General features: G+C 56.5%; 18 protein-coding genes and 2 tRNA genes. 9 read left to right on the top strand and 11 right to left on the bottom strand.

The window, feature by feature from the left end; translation table 11 throughout:
• Nucleotides 1-224: 224 nt before the first annotated feature.
• Nucleotides 225-713, bottom strand: coding sequence for a RidA family protein (locus ABLO27_RS00685; RefSeq protein WP_353029857.1), 489 nt, complete (start codon nt 711-713; stop codon nt 225-227).
• Between the two features lie 139 nt (nt 714-852).
• On the opposite strand from ABLO27_RS00685, the gene ABLO27_RS00680 reads away from it, so the two are divergent.
• The 3 genes from ABLO27_RS00680 (at nt 853) to ABLO27_RS00670 (ending at nt 3817) form a co-directional block, all read left to right on the top strand.
• The gene (locus ABLO27_RS00680) at nt 853-1539 is read left to right on the top strand and encodes a helix-turn-helix transcriptional regulator (protein WP_353029856.1); all 687 of its coding nucleotides are present in this window, start codon (nt 853-855) and stop codon (nt 1537-1539) included.
• Between the two features lie 406 nt (nt 1540-1945).
• Nucleotides 1946-2386 carry a hypothetical protein gene (locus ABLO27_RS00675; protein ID WP_353029855.1) on the top strand — a complete coding sequence of 147 codons (441 nt, stop codon included), beginning with the start codon at nt 1946-1948 and terminating at the stop codon, nt 2384-2386.
• Between the two features lie 483 nt (nt 2387-2869).
• Nucleotides 2870-3817, top strand: coding sequence for an ornithine cyclodeaminase family protein (locus ABLO27_RS00670; RefSeq protein ID WP_353029854.1), 948 nt, complete (start codon nt 2870-2872; stop codon nt 3815-3817).
• A gap of 438 nt (nt 3818-4255) precedes the next feature.
• On the opposite strand, the gene ABLO27_RS00665 is transcribed toward ABLO27_RS00670, so the two are convergent.
• Nucleotides 4256-4330, bottom strand: a tRNA-Gln gene (locus ABLO27_RS00665).
• A gap of 350 nt (nt 4331-4680) precedes the next feature.
• Between ABLO27_RS00665 and ABLO27_RS00660 the strand changes: the two genes are divergently transcribed.
• Nucleotides 4681-4757 (top strand) — tRNA-Pro (locus tag ABLO27_RS00660).
• Between the two features lie 178 nt (nt 4758-4935).
• Here the strand turns inward: ABLO27_RS00660 and ABLO27_RS00655 are convergent.
• On the bottom strand, nt 4936-5553 hold the full coding sequence (locus ABLO27_RS00655; RefSeq protein WP_353029853.1) for a ferric reductase-like transmembrane domain-containing protein: 618 nt from the start codon (nt 5551-5553) through the stop codon (nt 4936-4938).
• Nucleotides 5554-5574: 21 nt separating this feature from the next.
• Nucleotides 5575-6063, bottom strand: a complete 489-nt coding sequence (locus ABLO27_RS00650) for a twin-arginine translocation pathway signal (protein ID WP_353029852.1) — start codon at nt 6061-6063, stop codon at nt 5575-5577.
• Here ABLO27_RS00650 and ABLO27_RS00645 point away from each other — a divergent pair.
• Entirely contained in the window at nt 6062-6205 is a 144-nt protein-coding gene (locus ABLO27_RS00645; protein WP_353029851.1) for a hypothetical protein, read from the top strand. The two genes, ABLO27_RS00650 and ABLO27_RS00645, sit on opposite strands and share 2 nt — an antisense overlap.
• Before the next feature lie 133 nt (nt 6206-6338).
• Here the strand turns inward: ABLO27_RS00645 and ABLO27_RS00640 are convergent, their stop codons facing one another.
• On the bottom strand, nt 6339-6956 hold the full coding sequence (locus tag ABLO27_RS00640) for a hypothetical protein (protein WP_353029850.1): 618 nt from the start codon (nt 6954-6956) through the stop codon (nt 6339-6341).
• Between the two features lie 245 nt (nt 6957-7201).
• Nucleotides 7202-8212, bottom strand: coding sequence for a LacI family DNA-binding transcriptional regulator (locus ABLO27_RS00635; protein ID WP_353029849.1), 1011 nt, complete (start codon nt 8210-8212; stop codon nt 7202-7204).
• 132 nt (nt 8213-8344) lie between these two features.
• Here ABLO27_RS00635 and ABLO27_RS00630 point away from each other — a divergent pair, with 132 nt between their 5' ends.
• The 4 genes from ABLO27_RS00630 to ABLO27_RS00615 all read left to right on the top strand — a co-directional run bounded on the left by ABLO27_RS00630 (nt 8345) and on the right by ABLO27_RS00615 (nt 11895).
• A complete protein-coding gene (locus tag ABLO27_RS00630) occupies nt 8345-8902 on the top strand; it encodes a gluconokinase (RefSeq protein ID WP_353029848.1) in 558 nt (185 codons plus the stop codon).
• A 34-nt stretch (nt 8903-8936) separates the two neighbouring features.
• Nucleotides 8937-9959: a TRAP transporter substrate-binding protein gene (locus ABLO27_RS00625; protein WP_353029847.1), complete on the top strand. Its 1023-nt coding sequence runs from the start codon at nt 8937-8939 to the stop codon at nt 9957-9959.
• Nucleotides 9960-10027: 68 nt separating this feature from the next.
• Nucleotides 10028-10579, top strand: coding sequence for a TRAP transporter small permease subunit (locus tag ABLO27_RS00620; protein WP_353029846.1), 552 nt, complete (start codon nt 10028-10030; stop codon nt 10577-10579).
• A 53-nt stretch (nt 10580-10632) separates the two neighbouring features.
• Nucleotides 10633-11895, top strand: a complete 1263-nt coding sequence (locus ABLO27_RS00615) for a TRAP transporter large permease (protein ID WP_353031655.1) — start codon at nt 10633-10635, stop codon at nt 11893-11895.
• Between the two features lie 114 nt (nt 11896-12009).
• Here the strand turns inward: ABLO27_RS00615 and ABLO27_RS00610 are convergent, their stop codons facing one another.
• The 5 genes from ABLO27_RS00610 to ABLO27_RS00590 all read right to left on the bottom strand — a co-directional run bounded on the left by ABLO27_RS00610 (nt 12010) and on the right by ABLO27_RS00590 (nt 18289).
• Nucleotides 12010-12561, bottom strand: coding sequence for a cytochrome b (locus ABLO27_RS00610; RefSeq protein ID WP_353029845.1), 552 nt, complete (start codon nt 12559-12561; stop codon nt 12010-12012).
• Nucleotides 12562-12818: 257 nt separating this feature from the next.
• Complete coding sequence (locus ABLO27_RS00605) at nt 12819-13523, bottom strand: hypothetical protein (RefSeq protein ID WP_353029844.1); 705 nt, start codon at nt 13521-13523, stop codon at nt 12819-12821.
• Between the two features lie 218 nt (nt 13524-13741).
• Nucleotides 13742-16183, bottom strand: a complete 2442-nt coding sequence (locus ABLO27_RS00600; RefSeq protein WP_353029843.1) for a methyl-accepting chemotaxis protein — start codon at nt 16181-16183, stop codon at nt 13742-13744.
• A 286-nt stretch (nt 16184-16469) separates the two neighbouring features.
• Nucleotides 16470-16679 carry a DUF2783 domain-containing protein gene (locus ABLO27_RS00595; protein WP_353029842.1) on the bottom strand — a complete coding sequence of 70 codons (210 nt, stop codon included), beginning with the start codon at nt 16677-16679 and terminating at the stop codon, nt 16470-16472.
• Entirely contained in the window at nt 16676-18289 is a 1614-nt protein-coding gene (locus ABLO27_RS00590) for an FAD-dependent oxidoreductase (protein ID WP_353029841.1), read from the bottom strand. The genes ABLO27_RS00595 and ABLO27_RS00590 overlap by 4 nt, the downstream gene beginning before the upstream one ends.
• Between the last annotated feature and the right edge of the window lie 17 nt (nt 18290-18306).

Here is an 18306-nt window from a genome sequence, read left to right as displayed (position 1 = left end):
GCCGAAACGTCTTGCCTGATAATCACTTACCATGCCCGGATCGCTGCTGTGCAACAAGTTCAACAGCAACGCAAACTGACAAGATAATCACCCTGCCATCAGGACCTTCGCCAGGCTTCGGTTTCACATCTCGTATGGACCATTTCCACCACCACTGCCCCTGGCAGAGCTGGTGGAAACGCGGCCCCTCAACCCGCCTGAAGCGAGCGTCGCACAGGTTCGGGCTATGGCAAAACAACCACCGCCTCCACCTCAAACAGCATCGGGTCAATTGCCAGTTTCGGTACAGGAACCAGCGTCTGTGCCGGCAATGCATCGCCGAACATGGCCGTCACATTCCGGGTCAAAACGCCAAGCTTCGAGGGATCATGATCGACCACGAAGACGGTCAGCTTTGCGACCTGATCCGGCCTGGCACCAAGGGCATCCAGAACCGTTTTCAGGTTCGCATAGGCTTGTTCTACCTGATCGGCAAAGTCGGGCGAAAAAGCGCCGCTCGCATCCGCGCCGCCCTGCCCGGAAATATAGGCGACCCGGGTACCCGCGGGTGCGACCACCGAAGTGCTGTAACCATGAACCGATGGGTCATGGAGCTTTTCCGGGTTCACAATGGTGAGCTTATCTGCGGTTTCGCCTGCTTCGGCTAATGCTGGAAACGCTGGGGACATGATGAGACTTCCTAGAATCGAGAGAATGGTTGTTAGGCGTGGCATGCCGGGCTCCTTGGCCTTGGATCCGGAGCCGGGTTAGCTCCTCGCCTTGTCTGGATAGCAATTGCCTCCTGACAAAACCTGTCAGCATGACTATGCTCAAAGTGTTCTGGCCAAGGCACGATGAAACCGGAGGTGTTCCGTGAGCCGCTCTGATCGCCTTCTTCGCCTGATGCAAGTCATGCGACGGCTGCCCTCGCCCGTGACCGCATCACGGCTGGCTGCGGAAATGGAGATTTCGGAACGCAGCATCTACCGCGACATTCAAAGCCTGCGCTCTTCCGGTGCCGTCATCGATGGCGAAGCGGGTTTTGGCTACACGCTGACGGAGGACCCTTCGCTGCCGCCGATGCATTTCGAAGCCGATGAGGTGGAGGCACTGGCCCTTGGCCTGCACACCGTTTCCAAGCTCGGCAACTCGGAATTTGCCTATGCCGCTCAGAACGCCATGGTGAAGCTGGAAGCGACGCTGCCGGAAAACATGCGCCCGCGGCTGCGGCACGCGACCGTCGGCAGCCACATCCTGCGGAACGCCCCCTCCTCCGAAGTGGACATTCCCGGACTGAGAGAGGCGATCTGGAATGAGCAGGCGGTCCAGCTTGGCTATCTGGATCTCAGCGAGCGCTTCTCAAGCCGAAAGGTCTGGCCGCTCAGCATCTATTTCTTCAACGCCGTTCAGGCCCTCATCACCTGGTGTTGCCTGCGCGAAGACTTCCGCATGTTCCGCCTCGACCGGATCAAGTCGATCGACTTCCTGAACGAGTCCTTCCGCCCCAAACGCGTCGGGCTGCTGCGCGAGTATTTTGACCGGGAGAAGCAGTGTGAGTGAGTGGGGATTGGGGGTGTCGTGTGGGGTTGGTAGGCGCACAACTGGACTATGTGCAACGCGCCAGGACACTTGGCATATAGGGTAGATTCTGGGATTTAGTGGGATCAAGCTGTTTTGGGCGAGTTTCAGACGTTTCTTGTGACGATCACTGAATCGAGGTGCGCAAGTTCAAAGTGGCAACTTTAGCGAAAAATTGGGCACCGAACTTCACAAACGATTTGAGCGCACTGTGGGCAATGCAATCATTGGCTGTATGTCGGCGAACTTCGTCACAGTGAGCCGGGGGAGCCCCACATCTTCAGTGGGTTTGTGCCAGAACTGAGATCTAACGGATTTGAGCCATCTCTTGAAAAACAAAATCAAAATAGCAACTCTGCACAAATTCAGATCAGTGGGATTCGACTAAATGAACCGACTTGTTGCCGTTTTGCTTTTCGTAATTGGTCTTCACGTGAACGCGGTCAATGCTCAAGCCCCTCATACCAGCTACGAGATTGGTAACCAGAAGTTCGGCCTCTTTGGATACTATGTTTCGCAAAGCAGTCGTCCCCACTTTCTTGCAGTCTTTCGCCCCGGTGCCGAGCAATCTCAAGACCCTGAGCTATTTGACTTCGAAGCCGCCTGCGAGGCGATACTGGCATCTCCCCCTGACATTGATGGCGTCCCTAAAATTGACCCCATTGGTGGAGTAATATTCTTCCAGGTCGTCCAGACGCGTATGCTGTTACTAACGACAAACGTCTCAAGCTATATTGAATTCGATGTCGATGCTTCTGGTTGCTCCGAGGCTGAACCAAATTCAATCTATACCCCAGTCCCGGGCTTTACTCCGGGAATTTCAAACTGAAGAGCTCTGGCGCTGCAACGCGCAAGATCACTTGGCATTTAGGGTAGTTCCGGGATTAAGAGGGATTATGCGATTTTGGGCGGGTTTCCGCCGTTTATTGAGATTAATGTTGAAATCTGGCGCGCAAATTCAAGGTGGCAACTTATTCACTATTCTTTCCGAAAGTTGCCAGCTTGCCCAAAACGGGAGAATTCTGCTGAACTCCGGAAGACTGATAGCAACAGGCATAGGTCAAGCTGGCAACTTTTACGAAAAAAATGTGCTTCACTTCACAAAACCATAAGTCGGCAGTGCGGACTCTTCGGTCATTCGGTTTGGATAACCATTTCAAGTTAGCGGAGCAGTATTTCCTTGTCGTGCAGTGAAGCCAAGAATTTGTTGCTTCAGTTTTATTGATCTTGGGAACATCAACCGAAAAGAAGAGAGAGCCCAAGGTATCGTGCGCGGTCAGAATGCCAGATTGCAAAGCCGAGAGATGACGATATGACTTCCGAAAGCAAACCGGTTTATCTTTCTGACAAGGATTTGGAAGCTTTAGGCATCCAACCTTCTGAAGTTACCGAAGCCATTGAAGCCGCCCTGATCGCCAAGGCAAACGGAAAGCTTCATACGTCTCCCAAGACAGCCATCTTGCCTGGGGATGGACGGTATGCAATGTCTACTTTGGCAGTGGGAGATGATGGGTTCATTGTGACGAAACAGGTGACTGTGTGCCCTGAAAATCCGGCGAGAGGGCTCCCCGCGATTAACGGCGCTATCATGGTTATGGACGCGCAAACCGGGCTTCTCAGAGCTGTATTGGGGGCGAACTGGATAACCGCAATCAGAACAGCAGCACTGTCAATGGTGGTGGCGCGTAGACTTGCAGACCCTAGTGCCGAGACGGTGGCTTTTGTAGGCGCAGGCGTGCAAGCTCACTCCCATCTACTTGCATTTTCAGAGTTATTTCCCCTGAAAAGAATTCGCGTGTTTGGGCGCGGCAAAGCAAATGCTGACAAGCTCTGTAGTTGTGCTCGCGACATGGGCCTCCAAGCTGAAACAGCCACTAATGCGAAGGATGTTTTGCGTGATGCCGATCTGGTGGTGACATCAATAACATTGGACTACTCGATTGAACCGTTCTTAGATGCCCGATGGCTTAAGCCGACTGCCTTCGCTGCGATTACAGATGCCTGCATTCCGTGGTCCCCAAACAGCATGACCGCTTTCAAAACTGTTATTGTTGATGACCGAACACAGGAAATTGAAAGTGACAAGCCGATGCTGCCATACCAGCAGATAACCGGCGATTTGACGGAACTTGTGTCAGGGGAAGTCGATGACCGTGCACATGAAACACCGGCAGCCTTCGCTTTCAGAGGCATTTCACTGGGAGATTACGCAACAGCGGTCCTCGCGCTTCGTCGAGCTGTCGACATACGAAGATTGTGAAGATAGGAAAATAGACGCTCCTCCGTAGAATTCGTTGACCGCTTTGGGCTCACACCGGACATTCTGCGCGTTTAACATTAAGCGCGGCGACCAATGCATTCAGAAGGTTTCATATTCCACATTATGCGAGTCCGCCCGCGAAGACTGATTTATCGCATTCAGGCAGCTTGATCAGCAGACTGCCGCAATACTTCTCCGGGATACGAAACAAAGGCCTGTTCCTCGGGCCAGATCGCCGTCATTTCTGCGAACTTTATCAACTCCAGCAGACCATCTCTTGGCTTGCTCGGCAAAAGAATTGCATACTTTAAGTCTGGATCAGAACCGGCCTGGAACCCACGATAATCCGTCAACGGCCAATGGCCATTCGAACAGCTTTGTGGATCGACACGATGTCGGTGCCGGTCAAACACACAAATTTTCGGGAATCAAGAAAATTGGCTGGGGTGGCTGGATTCGAACCAGCGCATGGCGGTACCAAAAACCGCTGCCTTACCGCTTGGCTACACCCCAATGCCGTGGGAACGCTGTATAGCGATCTCGTTTCAGAAGCGCAAGCCTCTCCTGCCCCATTCTTTTGATCCCGGACACCAGTTTTCCCCAGTTGCATATCGCGCGATGAAAAATCGGCGATTTCCCGGGTTTCATTCTTCGTGGCAACCTCGCCGGAGACTGCGAAATCGGTCGTTCTCACAGCCCCTCCCCCTGCTATCTGCCTGACCTTATTCACAGTTTTAAAAAAATGCCGATCGCCGAGGTAATTCTCTTGCGGGAACAGATCAGCTTTGCTAAATGACCCTCCACGCAGCGCGGGCTTGCCCCGTTGTTCCCGATGGGTTTAGGCTTGAACCCAAACATATAGTCGGAGTGTAGCGCAGCCTGGTAGCGCACCTCGTTCGGGACGAGGGGGTCGGAGGTTCGAATCCTCTCACTCCGACCATTTCTTCTTCACCAAAAAGCTGATTCAGATCGCGCTTGAAGCGCGAAGACCTTTTGCGGGTGCCGGATTGGTCCGTCCGCCGTCCCCTTCTCCCGGTTTGTCTCGAGGCTGGATCGGAGCCGGCTTCCATATCTTCGCGGCAATGGACCTCTTCGGCTGCGACGCGCCCAGTTGCGCCTTATCTTTCAGCTCTTCTTCCGGGCCTGACGTCCCACACCTTGAGATCCGCCAGCACTTTCACGGTCGCGGCCAGAACCAGCAGGCAGAGCGCCACTTTTGAAGCTGTTTCCATGCTGCCTTCAATCAGCAGGGCGTGAACCACGCTTCCAACGACGATGACCAGAGCAAGGGATGTGTGGGCAAGGCGCCACGTGCGATGACGCCAGTGCAGACGGCGGCGAAAAGCAGCCAGAAGCGCCGCGGCGAAAACCGCCCACATGGCGACCACGCCCCAGACGGAGAACGGCGTCGGCGACCTGAACAGCAAAACGTCAACCACATCCGGCGGGCTGGTGATCCAGAGTGCCACGACATGGAACACAACTGCTGCGACCAGACAGCCGCCAATCCAGCGATGCACCCGCCTGCCCTTGATTGAGGGCAAGCCCGGCAGGTAACCACCCGCCAGCAACGGCTGAAACAGCAGGAGAGCCATCGCGACAATTCCGGCAAAGCCGGCGGCGATATAGACCGGGTCGCGCCATTGAAGCAGCGGACTTGCTGCCGCCGCCGCAAGCGGCACGGCAACCACGATCGCAAGGGCCGCCCAGATCAGGGTCGAGCGCACCCGGTTCATGCCCCTGGACCCCAACTCAGATCAGACAGGCTGAAGGACGAAATGCGCTTCCAGGCTGGTATCCCTGGAGCTCTTCATGACAGGACGCAGAAAAACGGTTTCAAAATCGCCGCTGTCATAGGCAAGATGCCCATGCGGCTGACCGAATGCGGGAACGATTTGCGGCATTTCCAGGCGGAACACGCCGTTTGCATCGGTGAGAGTGGCCCCGTGGCTTTGCGGATCACGCTCATAGCCTTCGGTCGTGTGCGCCCAGATCTGGATGCGCTGACCGGCGAGCGGAGCACCGTCCCCCGCGCGACGCACCGTGCCACTCATCCAGAAGCCACCACCGCCGATCCGGTCGACGATGGGCGCGCCGGGACGATAGTTGTTGGATCCGCCCCGCATCGAACGCGTTGGCGTCAGGCCCTTTGCCTGAGCAGGGACAATGAACCCGGTAACCCCGGCCACCGCAAAAGCACCGCCGGCAGCGATAAGGGTTCGGCGGGTGATGAGGTCGGTCGTCATGGCGAGTTCTCCTGTCGGGCACGGGAATGCCCGGTCGGCAGATAAAGCCCGGGTGTTCCCGATACCGGATTATAGCGCGTTTGCGGCCATTTCCGAGCATGCGGAGGCGATGGACCTGAAAACCTTTCTCACGGTTGCGTGATCATCCTGCTGCGCGCCTGCAATCCCGTCATGCTCCGATGACGGGTATTCGCGAATGGCCCCACCAGCGACCGCCCAGCCCATGTTTTTCGCCCGGGAGTGCCCGCCTCAACGAGACCCGGCCAGACCAACCACTATCCCTGTAAATTCTCGAACTTCGTCCGGTTGAGCACGCCATAGCCCTTCTCGGCTGCCGTTGAGTACTTCCGCTTCAGACCCGGGAAACCGCGAGAGCGCCAATAGGTCAGACCGCCAATTGCACCGCCAATAACAAAGGCCAGCGCTTTCCAGTCGATCGGGCCGTTGTCGGTTATCGAAGGCAGGAACATTATGGACCCGACCAGAACCCCGATAAGGACGTCCGAATAGCCCCTTGGCACGCGCAGCAGGCGCATGACATCTGCCAGAATGCGGGAAGCGATCAACACGATCGGGGCGAAGCTCAGAAACGCAATTCCGCTCACGATATTGAGAAAGAACCTGCCGGCGAAGAAGCCGGGAGCATTCGATTCCAGGAATATCCCCATCGCAATAATGCTGAAGGTAAACCCTGTGATGCTGGCAATTGCGAAGGACTTGAACTTTCCGCCTTCCTTTTCTTCCAGCACATCTTCTGCCCCGGCCGCAGCTGCCTGCGACACCGGCCCCTGAGGGCTCGCAGGCACTCGAGTTGATTGAGAATAAGCGGAGTATCCGGAAGGTGCTCGGCGGTCGGCGGCCCCAACACCACGTTTTCCAAATGTCTTTGTCAATTGCGCCTCCTGAGGAAATGCGGCGCCAGACTAGGAAAAACTCGTGAAGACTTCCTAACTTTTAATATATAAACTCGATCTTTTTCTACCCTTGATTGCCTCAGCGCAATCACGTCTGCCTGCAGATCAGCTGCAAACACCTTATCAGGTAACGGGAAGCAAGCGGGCGTCTCGCCCAGGTCTCCAATGGTCATCACGAGACACCAGTCCAGCGGCATCCCTTCGAGCCGTTTTAGTTCAGAAACTTATCCCCTGGTCCCCAGCGCCGTGCTCTGGCGAGGGATGACCCGGTAGCCCAGATCGATGGCAGGTCCGTCTGGCTCACTGCCTGATAACGCGCTGCTCATCCAGCGCATGGCCTCGCGCCCCATATCAAGACGGAAGGTGCGCACGGACGTGATTGACGGGTTGGCCGCTGCCATCATCTCAAGGTCGTTGAAGCCGCAAATTCCGAATTCTTCCGGGATCCTGAGACCGCGCCGCTGGCATTCGAACAACGCCCCCAGGGCAAGGTCGTCATTGTTGCAGAGGATCGCGTCCGTCTCGGGCGCTTTCGAAAGAAGGTCTGCAACCAGTTCACCGCCCAGGGTCACGGTCGACGGCCTTGGCGTCGTCACGATCCGGCTCGCTGAAAAGACGCCCGCCTCCTCGGCCACTTTCTGAAACCCCTGCAAGCGTCGCTGACTGCGCGGGTCGAGCCGGGCTGCGATGTAGCCCGGCCTGCGGTAACCGGCTTCCAGTAGATGCCTGGTGGCAGCCATGGACGCTTCCACATGGGAAAAACCGATCATCATGTCATAGGGATCAGGACCGCACTCCATGATCTGCACGATCCTGCAGTCGGCCGACCTGAGCAGGTTTTCGGTCGTCTCCGACTGATCGAGACCGGAGAGAATCAGCCCGGCCGGTTTCTGGCTCAGGAAGGTGCGGACGAGGTTTTCTTCCTCAATCGGAGAATAGCGCGAGTTGCCGAGCTGGATCTGCCATTTGGACCCTTCCGCTTCTTCGTAGATCCCGCGCATTACGTCGGAAAACACGTTGTTCGTAACTGACGGCACGATCACGCCGACGACGTTGGTCTTGCCCGCGGCCAGGGCACTTGCGGCCGGATCCGGCACGTAGCCCAGCCGGTCGACAACGGCCTTTATCTTGTTCAATGTTTTGGAGGAAACTTTGTCCGGGTTTCGCAATGCCCGCGACACAGTCATAGCGCTAACACCCGCCTCCCGGGCAACATCAGCAATTGTGACTTTCAAATTACCCAGCCATTACAGATAGTTAAACGACAATTTCCGTTACTCGCAATACTACACCATAAGATTCTTATTGACAAATGTTAGCGCTATCATTTTGATTGACATCACTTCGAAACCTGCTTGAGGACACAGATGCAAGACTCCATGCCATCAGATGACGGGAAGACGACCATCATCGTGATGGGCGTATGCGGCGCGGGGAAAAGCGCGCTTGCAGATCGTCTGTCAAGGAGCCTGGACGTCGGCATGGTCGAGGCAGATGACTTCCACAGCCCGGAAAACAAGCGCAAGATGTCGGCAGGCGAAGCCCTCACCGATGCGGACCGCCTGCCGTGGCTCGATGCGGTCAGCCTGGCCGCGCGCCTTCAGATTTACTGCACCGGCGGAGCTATCGTTGCCTGCTCCAGCCTGAAACGGACTTACCGGGACCGGCTTCGTGCCTCCCTCAAGTCCTGCCGCTTCATCCACCTGACCGGTTCGCGACCTCTGATCAAGGAGCGCCTTGCCAACCGGAAGGGACATTTCGTCGGGGAAACGCTGCTGGACAGCCAGCTGGCGATCCTGGAGCCGCTGAATGACGATGAAGACGGCTTCGCACTCGAGATTTCATCGCCCGTCGACCAACTGGCCGAGCGCGCCTTGAAAGAACTGCGGCAAGCCCCGCCGCCTGTTGAAACCATCGCCTCATGAACCAATGCGATGATGATATGAAAGGGAGGTATTCATGCTTAAGACATTGACGAAAACAGCCTTGGCAGCCGTTGCGGCCACTGCACTGGTTGCTTCTGCAGCCGCTCAGGAATTCTCGTTCCGCTTCCAGTCTTCCGACCCGGCAGGCAACCCGAATTTCGAGCTGCAGCAAGGCTGGACCGAAGCTGTGAAGGAAAAGACCGGTGGCCGTGTTCAGATCGAACTTCTGCCGGTGGAATCCATCGTGGCGCACACCGAAACGCAGGACGCCATCGCAGCCGGCATTCTGGACGGTCACATCACCGACACGTCTTATTTTGCAGGCAAGGACCCGGCCTTCGGCCTGATCGCCAATCCGGTCGGTGCCTGGTCGTCGCCGGACGAAATGTTTGCCTTCATGGCGACAGGTGGCGGCAAGGAACTGATGAACGAGCTGCTGGAGCCGTATGGCCTGCATTTCATCGGCGCCACCACACCGGGCCTGGAAGCTTTCGTCTCCAAGGTGCCGCTTAACGGCGTTGACGACCTGAAAGGCCTGAAAATGCGTGCACCTGAAGGCCTGGTACAGCAGGTATTTGCTGCAGCCGGTGCGGCACCGGTCAACCTTCCGGGTTCCGAAGTCTTCACCGCACTCGACAAGGGCGTGATCGACGCTGCCGACTACACGGTCTTTTCCACCAACCATGCACAGGGCATGCATGATGTGGCTCCGAACCCGGTCTATCCGGGCTTCCACTCCATGCCGCTGGTGGAAATCTCCATGAACAAGTCCAAGTGGGATGCCCTGCCCGCCGACCTTCAGACAATCCTTGAACAAAGCGTCGTCGAATTCGCCGCTTCACAGGTTGCTGCTCTTGCAGCGCGCGACCTGAAGGCTGTCGAAGAAGCAAAGGCAGGCGGCAAGGTGACCGTAACGGACTGGCCGGCGGATGAGCGCGCCAAGTTCCGCACAATCGCCACTGGCGAATGGTCCAAGGTCGCAGAGCGTTCCGCTAACGCACAGCGCGTCTATGACGTTCTGACCAGCTACCTGAAAGAAAACGGCTTGATGCAGTAATCTGCCTCAAGCACCATCTAAACGGGCGCCATCGGCGCCCGTTTTCATAAACAGCGGGGGAAGTTGACGTGCCGGAAAAAACCGAGGGGCCGCAAAGGGAAGAAGACCCGGGCCCAATCCCGGAAGCCGGACTGATCGGCCGATGGATCGATCGCGGCGGTCTGTTGTTCGCAGCCGGAATTGTAATTTCGATGCTGGTTCTTCTGAACGAAGTTCTGCTGCGTTATCTCTTCAACGCACCCACGATCTGGGCGCATGAAACCACGATTTTCCTGTGCGGTGCCGCCTTCATCTATGGCGGACTTTATTGCACGGCCCGAAACCGGCACATCCGGGTTGTTCTGATCTATGACGCTTTGCCGGCCCCTGTCCGGAGGGTGTTTGACATCGTCATCTCGCTGATCTGCGCCCTGGCAAGCGGCACCTTCGCCTGGGCTGCCTGGCTGATGGTTCAGCGGGCCGCATTCCGACCTGACGGCTCCTTCAGGCTGGAACGGTCCGGCAGCGCCTGGGACCCCGTATTTCCCGGCACCATCAAGGTCTTTCTGCTCATCATTCTTTCCGTCATGGCCGTCCAGTTTCTGGTCCTCGCCTTTAATTATGCGAGGGGTCGCAAGTGACTGATTTGTTCGGGTCTTTCCAGTCCCTCGGCATCGAGGGCGGTACTTTCTTGATGTTCGTCATGCTGTTGGGGCTCCTGGTCTCCGGCATCCCGCTTGCCTTTGTCACACTGCTGGTTGCACTGATCTTTGCTCTTGGCTGGTTCGGCCCCATGGTTGTGCCGCTGATCACCAGTCGCGTTTACTCCTTCGTCTCGTCGTTCGTCTTTGTCTCGGTGCCCATGTTCGTGCTGATGGCAGCCATTCTGGACCGCTCCGGCATTGCCCGCGACCTGTTCGACGCAATGAAGCTGATTGGTGGGCGTCTACGTGGCGGAGTTGCCATCCAGACCATCATCGTTGCGGTCATTCTAGCTGCGATGAGCGGGATTATCGGCGGCGAAGTGGTGCTGCTCGGCCTAGTCGCCCTGCCGCAGATGCTGCGGCTGGGTTATGACAAGCATCTGGCGATTGGTGTCGTCTGTGCCGGTGGTGCACTGGGCACTATGGTACCGCCGTCCATCGTTCTGATCATCTATGGACTGACAGCCAACGTTTCCGTTGGTGACCTGTTCACGGCCGCGTTCGTACCAGGACTCATGCTGGCGGGCTTTTACGTCACCTACGTTCTGGTTCGCGCCTATCTCAATCCGGCGATTGCTCCAATCCCGGAAGGCGAACAGCCCTCCAACGCCGAGAAACTCCGGCTGCTCAAGGGACTGATCCTGCCGCTGACGGTTGTCGCGGGTGTCCTGGGATCAATTTATGGAGGGATCGCCAGCGTTACGGAAGCTTCCGCCGTTGGCGTTGCGGGTGTATTGCTGTCAACCGTGGTGCGCGGCGAGTTCACGTTTGAACTGCTCAAGGGAGCAGCCCTTCAAACGCTTCAGACTGTTGGGATGATTGTCTGGATCGGTATCGGGGCGAGCGCGCTTGTCGGCGTCTTCAATTTGATGGGCGGCATCAAGTTCGTGTCCGCGCTCATTTCCGGCATTTCCGAGAACCCGACGATCATTCTGCTCTTCATGATGCTGATCCTGTTCGTTCTGGGCATGTTCCTGGACTGGGTCGGCATCGCGCTCCTGACCATGCCGATCTTCGTGCCGATCATCAAGGAACTCGGCTATGATCCTGTGTGGTTCGGCGTCCTGTTCTGCATGAACATGCAGGTCTCGTTCCTGTCGCCGCCGTTCGGTCCGGCGGCCTTCTATCTGAAGAGTGTGGCTCCTCCCGGTATCACGCTGGCAACGATCTTCCGATCGCTCCTGCCTTTCATTGCCATGCAGATCCTGGCGGTTGCGATCCTGATCTTCGCTCCCTGGATCACGGGACGGTAGGCAAACAGGCCCAAGCCTGGAGAGAGATCCTCTTTGCCAGAGCTATCCAAACTGAAAAACCACCGGCAATCCTGCCGGTGGTTTTTTGTTGGCTGACACAGCGTTTGGATGTGTTTATCCGGCCCGGCCGGAAACCATGCGCGACAGGGTAGCATCGCGATCCATGATCCGGTGCTTCAAGGTGCCGGCAATGTGAACTATCACCGCTGCCAGCAGCACCTTTCCACCGATGCTGTGAACGGCACTTGCCGCTTCATTGATCGATGGAAATTCGCCCGGTGCCGGGATGGTCACGATATTGAAGATACTGACCGCGTGGCCGCCCGACAGCGACATGATCAGACCGGACAGCGGCAGCACAATGATGCTCGCCAGCAAAATCCAGTGAACCGCTTTCGCAGCAACTTCCTGCCAGGCTGGAGCGTCGCCGATCGGAGGCGGAAACCCCTGAATGAGCCGATAGCCAACACGCCAGGCACCATAAATCAGAACAAGAACGCCGAGAGCCTTGTGCAACTGGATCAGGGGAAAGAGCGTCGAGCGCTCCAGCTCGGCGTTTTCAAGAAACATGCCGAAACCGAGCATTCCGATCATCGCAATCGCCATGATCCAGTGATTGATGCGGGATACCGCATCGTATGTCAGGAGATTCTTCGCTTTGGTCATGAGACCCTCACATGAAGTTTGAATTACCTTCAAGACGCTTCGGCTCCCGCTCTTGGCCAACGCGCCTGAAAAACTTCACCGGCCTCGTCCCCGGAAAGTTATGAATTTTCGAATATTCAATCGGTCAAACTGTTGCAAATCAGCATTTGTCAGGAAATGTCTCCGGTTCGGGCCACGATACAGTCTGTTACAAATTCCCGGTTACACGTCTGTCTGCGCGTTCGTTTTCTTTCCTGCGCAGCGTGGAATCCGAGCCGCTACCTTGATCGTGCCCAACGCGCGAGAGTCTGTCGCTGTTCAAGCAGATTGGTCGCCAGTATTCGTCTGAGAATGATATCTTCGCACTGCTGACGCGCGCGCCAGTCCATGTCCTGATGCTGACCTGTGAACCCGGTTTGCAAGAAGATATAGAGCAGCGCTTGCTTGGAATAATGACCGCGCCGGTCGTTGGCCGGTGTGACTGCATCCATTTCCTGAACCACAGACCAGGCAGCTTCGTATCCGAGGTCGTAAGCTTCCCGGCGCCAGGCCGAAAAAAGGTCACCGAGCCTCAAGATGTATTCGGGCACGCGCGGTTCGGGCCTGCGCATATAGGGGACTTGATCCCGCATCGCGCTGATACAAAGGCGTGACAGGGTCGTCGTGTAGGCAGTCATTCCCAAGAGGTAACCGACCATTTGGTCCGACCGGTTCAAAGACTGATAGGCGCCGCGTAGCAGCTCGATCCCGTTCCCGACAATCAGCCCGCCGGTTGCAGACCCTGCCAGAGCGGAAACCGCTTCGGCCTGTGCAATGGATTGCAAGGCGGCAAGACGGTCTTCATTCGTCAGCAGAGTGACTGCATTGTCCAGCTCTCCAGGCAACGAATGCCCCAACGCGGACAGAAGCGTTCCCAGAACCGAATAGGCGTCGGCCGCAGATTGCCGGTCTCTTTGCATCTGCGTCATTCCGGTTTGTGGCATTACCGGGCATCGTGTTTTGACGAGTGACAAAAAACGTGACCAATGCGGTGGCGCTTCATGTTGCCAGGACATCGTCGATAGCTCCTTTTTTGCCAATCAATGGCTTGTGCTCAAGATTTTCTACCCAGAGCTGAAGCTATCAGGATCCACTTCCTCACTTATGACGCAGATCACAAAAAGGCGACCAAGGCCGCCTTTTCCGTAAGTATTTGAAGCTGTTACGCTGCTGCAACGCGATTGAGGAAGGTCTCGACACCTTGTTTCAACGCTTCGCTGCGCTCACTGAGATCGCCTGAGGCGCTCATAACGTTTCCGGACGCATCCTTTGTTTCCTCCACGGCCTCCGCAAGGCGGGACATGTTGGACTTCACGGCGAGAGTGCTTTGAGCTGCGCATTGAACGTTGCCCGAAATTTCATTTGTGGCTGCGCCTTGTTGTGAAATAGCGGCAGAGATCCCTTGCGTGTATCCATTGACCTCTTCCATCGTATCGGAGATGGCTCCGATAGCGGTTACAGCCTCGCCGGTTGATTCCTGAATTGTCTGGATCTGCGAGGAGATTTCTTCCGTCGCCCTGGACGTCTGATTGGCCAGTTCCTTGACTTCCGCAGCCACCACAGCAAACCCCTTGCCGGCTTCCCCCGCGCGCGCGGCCTCAATCGTGGCGTTGAGAGCGAGCAGATTGGTCTGTTCGGCAATCGCCTGGATCAGGTTCACAACTTCGCCGATTTTTGAAGCTGCCTCCGCCAATCCTTGTACCTTGCCGTTGGTTTCGTGCACCGCCCCAGTTGCGGATGTGACAATATCGGAAGACCTGCGAACCTGTTCCCCGATTTCCGCAATCGAGGCGGATAACTCTTCTGCTGCGCCGGCCACATTTTCAACGCTCATGCTGGCGTCTTCACTTGCTCGCGATGTGTCTCCGGCTTGTTCCGCGCTGTTTTCGGCAATCCCGCCCAGCGCACTAGCCGTGCCCGTCATGCCCGCTGCCGTTTCGTCCAAGGCCCCAAGAAGTTCCTGAATTTCCTCGCGGAAATTCCCGATCAGACGTTCCACCTCATTCTGACGCGTGTTCTGCTCCTGCTGATGCAGACTTGCTTCTTCTTCAAGCCGAACCCGTTCACGGGCATTTTCCTGAAACACCTGAACGGTACGGCTCATGTCACCGATTTCATCGCGCTGATCCGTGGAAGGAATGACAACCTCGGTGTCGCCTTCGGCCAGTCGCCCCATGGCTTCGGTCAGAACACGGGTGGGCCTCGTGATGACCAGTGACAGGACAAAGGCAAGAAGCCCCCCGACAGCCACTGCCGCAGCCAGTGCTGCTGCAATCAGGCCAAGAGCAGTGTCCGCCCTGGCGGAAGCGCTCGCCGACTGGGCCTCGGTCAAACCGGTAATAACCCGGCGAACTTCGCCTGACGTTGCGATCAAAGCCTCCCGCTTGAGGTCGAACGCCTCTTTTGCGGCGACCATGCCTGCAAATTCCGCTTCGTATGCCGCGACTTCCCGTTCAATCGCAGCCACGGCATCGGTGATTTCAGGAAAGGCGGCACTGTCGGCCTTCAGAGTGCTTGCCAGATTTTGAAGAATGCCGACACGGGTGAGCACATCGTCTGCGCCCATGGATTCAAAGCCTGCGAAAAACTCCATGGTTGCCGAGCGAATTTCCAGGGAAGCTCTCAGGAACTTCGTGGCATTCACATTCACAAGATCAACGATCCCGAGTTTCGACTGCGCCTTGCCCGCAATTTTCTTCGCATCGTCCGTGGCCGCGTAGACCACCTTGCGCATTGCGGAGGCACGATCATGCAGCACGGCCAGTTCCGCAGCCACCTCCGTGCCAAGCATCGCCGGCAGGGCGGCATATTCCGCCCTCTCACCTTCAGGTGCGGGCAGCTTTTCTTTCAAGGTCTTCGCCAGACCGGCAAGCTGTTTCATTTCCGACGAATCGAGACCTGCAACTTTCAGCTTTGCCGCCTTCTTGCTCGACTTTGCGAGTCTTGCGGCGCCTTCGCTAATTGCCTGTGCCGATGATGGCGGCAGTTCTGCTCCCTCTCCAGCTGCGATCAAAGCGCCAAGGTCTGCAGACACGTCTTCCATTTCGGAAAGCATGCGACCTACCTTGTCGGCCCGGTTACGTGTTCCCGATGCCTTCTTGGCTGCTGCCCCCGCATCTCTTTGGGTCTTGGTCATCTGGTCGGTGATCTGCGCCGCCAGCGTTTCAAGACCGACCGCTGAACGTAGTAGCTTTTCGACCTGTGCCTGCCGGTTTTCAACTGCGGCGACAACTTCGGCAAATTCACCGTCCAGCTTATCGACAAGCCCAATCGCTTCAACGGTCGCTGCGGGACCCTGTCCGGCATCCGAAGCTTGATCAAGAGAAACAAGAGATGCCTTGAGTTGCGCGATCTGCTGACCTGCTGCACTGGCCAATTCCGGGCTGCGCCTGGAAAGGAACGCCTCCTGGGCTTGGGCGACCTGTTGCAAATCCGCCATGGAAGCAGTCGCCATGGAACTCACATCCGCCTGAGACCGCAACCCGAGGATCGCAACAGTTCCAACGGCCCCTACTGCAGCAGCAACAATAATCATCGCCGCAAAGCCGCCACCAACCTTTGCAGAAAACCGAGTATTCTTTAATGGTGTAAGTAACCTGGACATGTTTCCCCCACACTTTCGTCAATTGAAGGTGCAGGCGAATAAACAATTGATGAACAGTTTTCTTGAACGCAACCGCTCTTTTACGTCGAATTAAATGGACCCCGGTTTTCACTTAACATGCAAAGACATAAAGAGGATTTTCGGTGCAACTTTTTTTGCCCGAATTAAATCGCCCATCCTCAACAGAGATTGAAACTCTCCCAAATACCCTTTTTGAGAGAGTTTCGATCCCCTGTTGCCCCCGGCCCACAACAAGCAAATGCGCTCCGCCGCCGGTTGCAGAAGGTTAAAGACCGGACTGTTTGTGTGCCGCAGTTTCGAGAAGTTGCTTCAGGAGCTTTCGGTCTCCAATCTGGTTGGCCATCAACAGGATCAGCCGTGCGTTGAATGCATCGCTTTCTTCCTTGCTGAGGCCTTCGTGAGCGGTCAGCAGATCGGCGTAAAATGCATCTGGCCGGTCCAGGTTCGGCTTCGTATTGACGCTTGTCGTCATCATGAGCTCCCTTTCGCCAGCACGGTTGCCATTGCCGCCTCTATTCCTTCCTGGTCCAATCTGGTCCAGCGGGCCGCAACGTGCTGATCCGGCCGGATCAGGTAGATAGCCTTTGTTGCACCGCCGAGATATCGCGCTTTCAATTCAGCTCCCACTTCAGATCGCGGTATGGAAATGCCCTTGACCCGAACACCATGCAATTCGCTTTCGGCGGGTACGTCACAGCCAATTCCAAGGAGATGAAATTCCCCTCCATGGATATCAAGCAGCCACCCATTGCCGACAGGCGCATCGACCAGCGAGCTTCCTGGGCGCGTGCGCCAGGGCAAGGTATCCTCGTCCGGTCCGTTGAGCGGCGACCCGTCATAGACGCAGGGTACCGACAGACGACCGGAATTCACTAGCGGGCGTGCGAACTCATAGTGCTCCGAGAGATCCAGAACGGCATCACGGAAGATGCGGCTCGTTTCCGATTTCGGCGTGATGAAATCGGTAGACCTGGAACTTTGCAGAATGTTCTCGTCTGCTCCGAGTTCCCTTTCATAGGCATAGGAATCCAACAGCGCATCGGGCGCCTTGCCAGCGAGGACAAGTTTCAGCTTCCAGCCGAGATTGTCGATGTCCTGGAACCCGGAATTCGCGCCACGCGCGCCAAACGGCGAAACCTGGTGCGCGCTGTCACCGGCAAAGATCACACGACCGTGCCGGAACTGTTCCATCCGGCGGCATTGGAATGTGTAGATCGATACCCATTCCAGATCGAATTCGACCTCGTCACCGAGCATCTGCTTCAATCGTGGAATGACGTTTTCCGGTTTCTTTTCTTCTTCCTTGTCGATGTCCCAGCCAAGCTGAAGATCAATCCGCCAGACCCCGTCCGGCTGCTTGTGCAAGAGCGCGGACTGATCCTTGTTGAAGGGCGGGTCGAACCAGAACCAGCGTTCGGTCGGAAAGTCCGCCTTCATGATCACATCGGCGATCAGGAAGTTGTCTTCAAAGACCCTGCCGACAAAATCCAGATCCAGCATTTTCCGGGTGGGCGACCCGGCCCCGTCACAGGCGATCAGCCAATCAGCTTCGAGATTGTAAGCTCCGTCAGTGGTTTCCACCGTGACAATTGTGTGATCATCCCGCTCAACAAGGTTTGCGACTTTGTTGCCGCCGCGTATTTCAATCGGCTTGCCTTCCGCCTGAAGAGCGCGAATGCGTTCGACCAGATAAAGCTCGCAATAATATTGCTGTAGATTGATGAAGGCCGGGCGCTTGTGCCCTTCTTCCGGCAGAAGGTTGAATTCGTAGACCTGTCGGTCACCGAAGAAAACCTTGCCGACGTTCCAGACGACACCTTTGTGCACCATCTCGTCGCCACATCCGAGACGATCGAAGATCTCAAGCGAACGCTTGGAAAAGCAGATCGCCCGCGATCCGACACTGACCTTGTCGTTGTCATCCAGCACGACGACGGGAATATCGGCCTGCGCGAGATCGATCGCCATGGCCAGCCCGACGGGCCCTGCTCCTATGACGACAACCGGGTGCCGCACTGGTGTTGAGGCATCCTGATCGGTAGAGCGCTTATAGGGATAAAGCGGTACCTCGAATAATTTGGTCACAGGTTCTCTCCCTGCTC

The organism is Roseibium sp. SCP15 (assembly GCF_040329435.1).
GTDB lineage: Bacteria > Pseudomonadota > Alphaproteobacteria > Rhizobiales > Stappiaceae > Roseibium.
Note: the sequence above shows the minus strand (reverse complement) of the source record. Positions and strands in the feature narration are given on the sequence as shown.

What these genes read in the sequence shown, in the direction of transcription:
- ABLO27_RS00685 (WP_353029857.1), bottom strand. Translation starts at nt 713, where the DNA reads ATGCCACGCCTAACAACCATTCTCTCGATTCTAGGAAGTCTCATCATG.
- ABLO27_RS00675 (WP_353029855.1), top strand. Translation starts at nt 1,946, where the DNA reads ATGAACCGACTTGTTGCCGTTTTGCTTTTCGTAATTGGTCTTCACGTG.
- ABLO27_RS00670 (WP_353029854.1), top strand. Translation starts at nt 2,870, where the DNA reads ATGACTTCCGAAAGCAAACCGGTTTATCTTTCTGACAAGGATTTGGAA.
- ABLO27_RS00655 (WP_353029853.1), bottom strand. Translation starts at nt 5,553, where the DNA reads ATGAACCGGGTGCGCTCGACCCTGATCTGGGCGGCCCTTGCGATCGTG.
- ABLO27_RS00645 (WP_353029851.1), top strand. Translation starts at nt 6,062, where the DNA reads ATGGCGAGTTCTCCTGTCGGGCACGGGAATGCCCGGTCGGCAGATAAA.
- ABLO27_RS00650 (WP_353029852.1), bottom strand. Translation starts at nt 6,063, where the DNA reads ATGACGACCGACCTCATCACCCGCCGAACCCTTATCGCTGCCGGCGGT.
- ABLO27_RS00630 (WP_353029848.1), top strand. Translation starts at nt 8,345, where the DNA reads ATGCAAGACTCCATGCCATCAGATGACGGGAAGACGACCATCATCGTG.
- ABLO27_RS00625 (WP_353029847.1), top strand. Translation starts at nt 8,937, where the DNA reads ATGCTTAAGACATTGACGAAAACAGCCTTGGCAGCCGTTGCGGCCACT.
- ABLO27_RS00615 (WP_353031655.1), top strand. Translation starts at nt 10,633, where the DNA reads ATGTTCGTCATGCTGTTGGGGCTCCTGGTCTCCGGCATCCCGCTTGCC.
- ABLO27_RS00610 (WP_353029845.1), bottom strand. Translation starts at nt 12,561, where the DNA reads ATGACCAAAGCGAAGAATCTCCTGACATACGATGCGGTATCCCGCATC.
- ABLO27_RS00605 (WP_353029844.1), bottom strand. Translation starts at nt 13,523, where the DNA reads ATGCCACAAACCGGAATGACGCAGATGCAAAGAGACCGGCAATCTGCG.
- ABLO27_RS00600 (WP_353029843.1), bottom strand. Translation starts at nt 16,183, where the DNA reads ATGTCCAGGTTACTTACACCATTAAAGAATACTCGGTTTTCTGCAAAG.
- ABLO27_RS00595 (WP_353029842.1), bottom strand. Translation starts at nt 16,679, where the DNA reads ATGATGACGACAAGCGTCAATACGAAGCCGAACCTGGACCGGCCAGAT.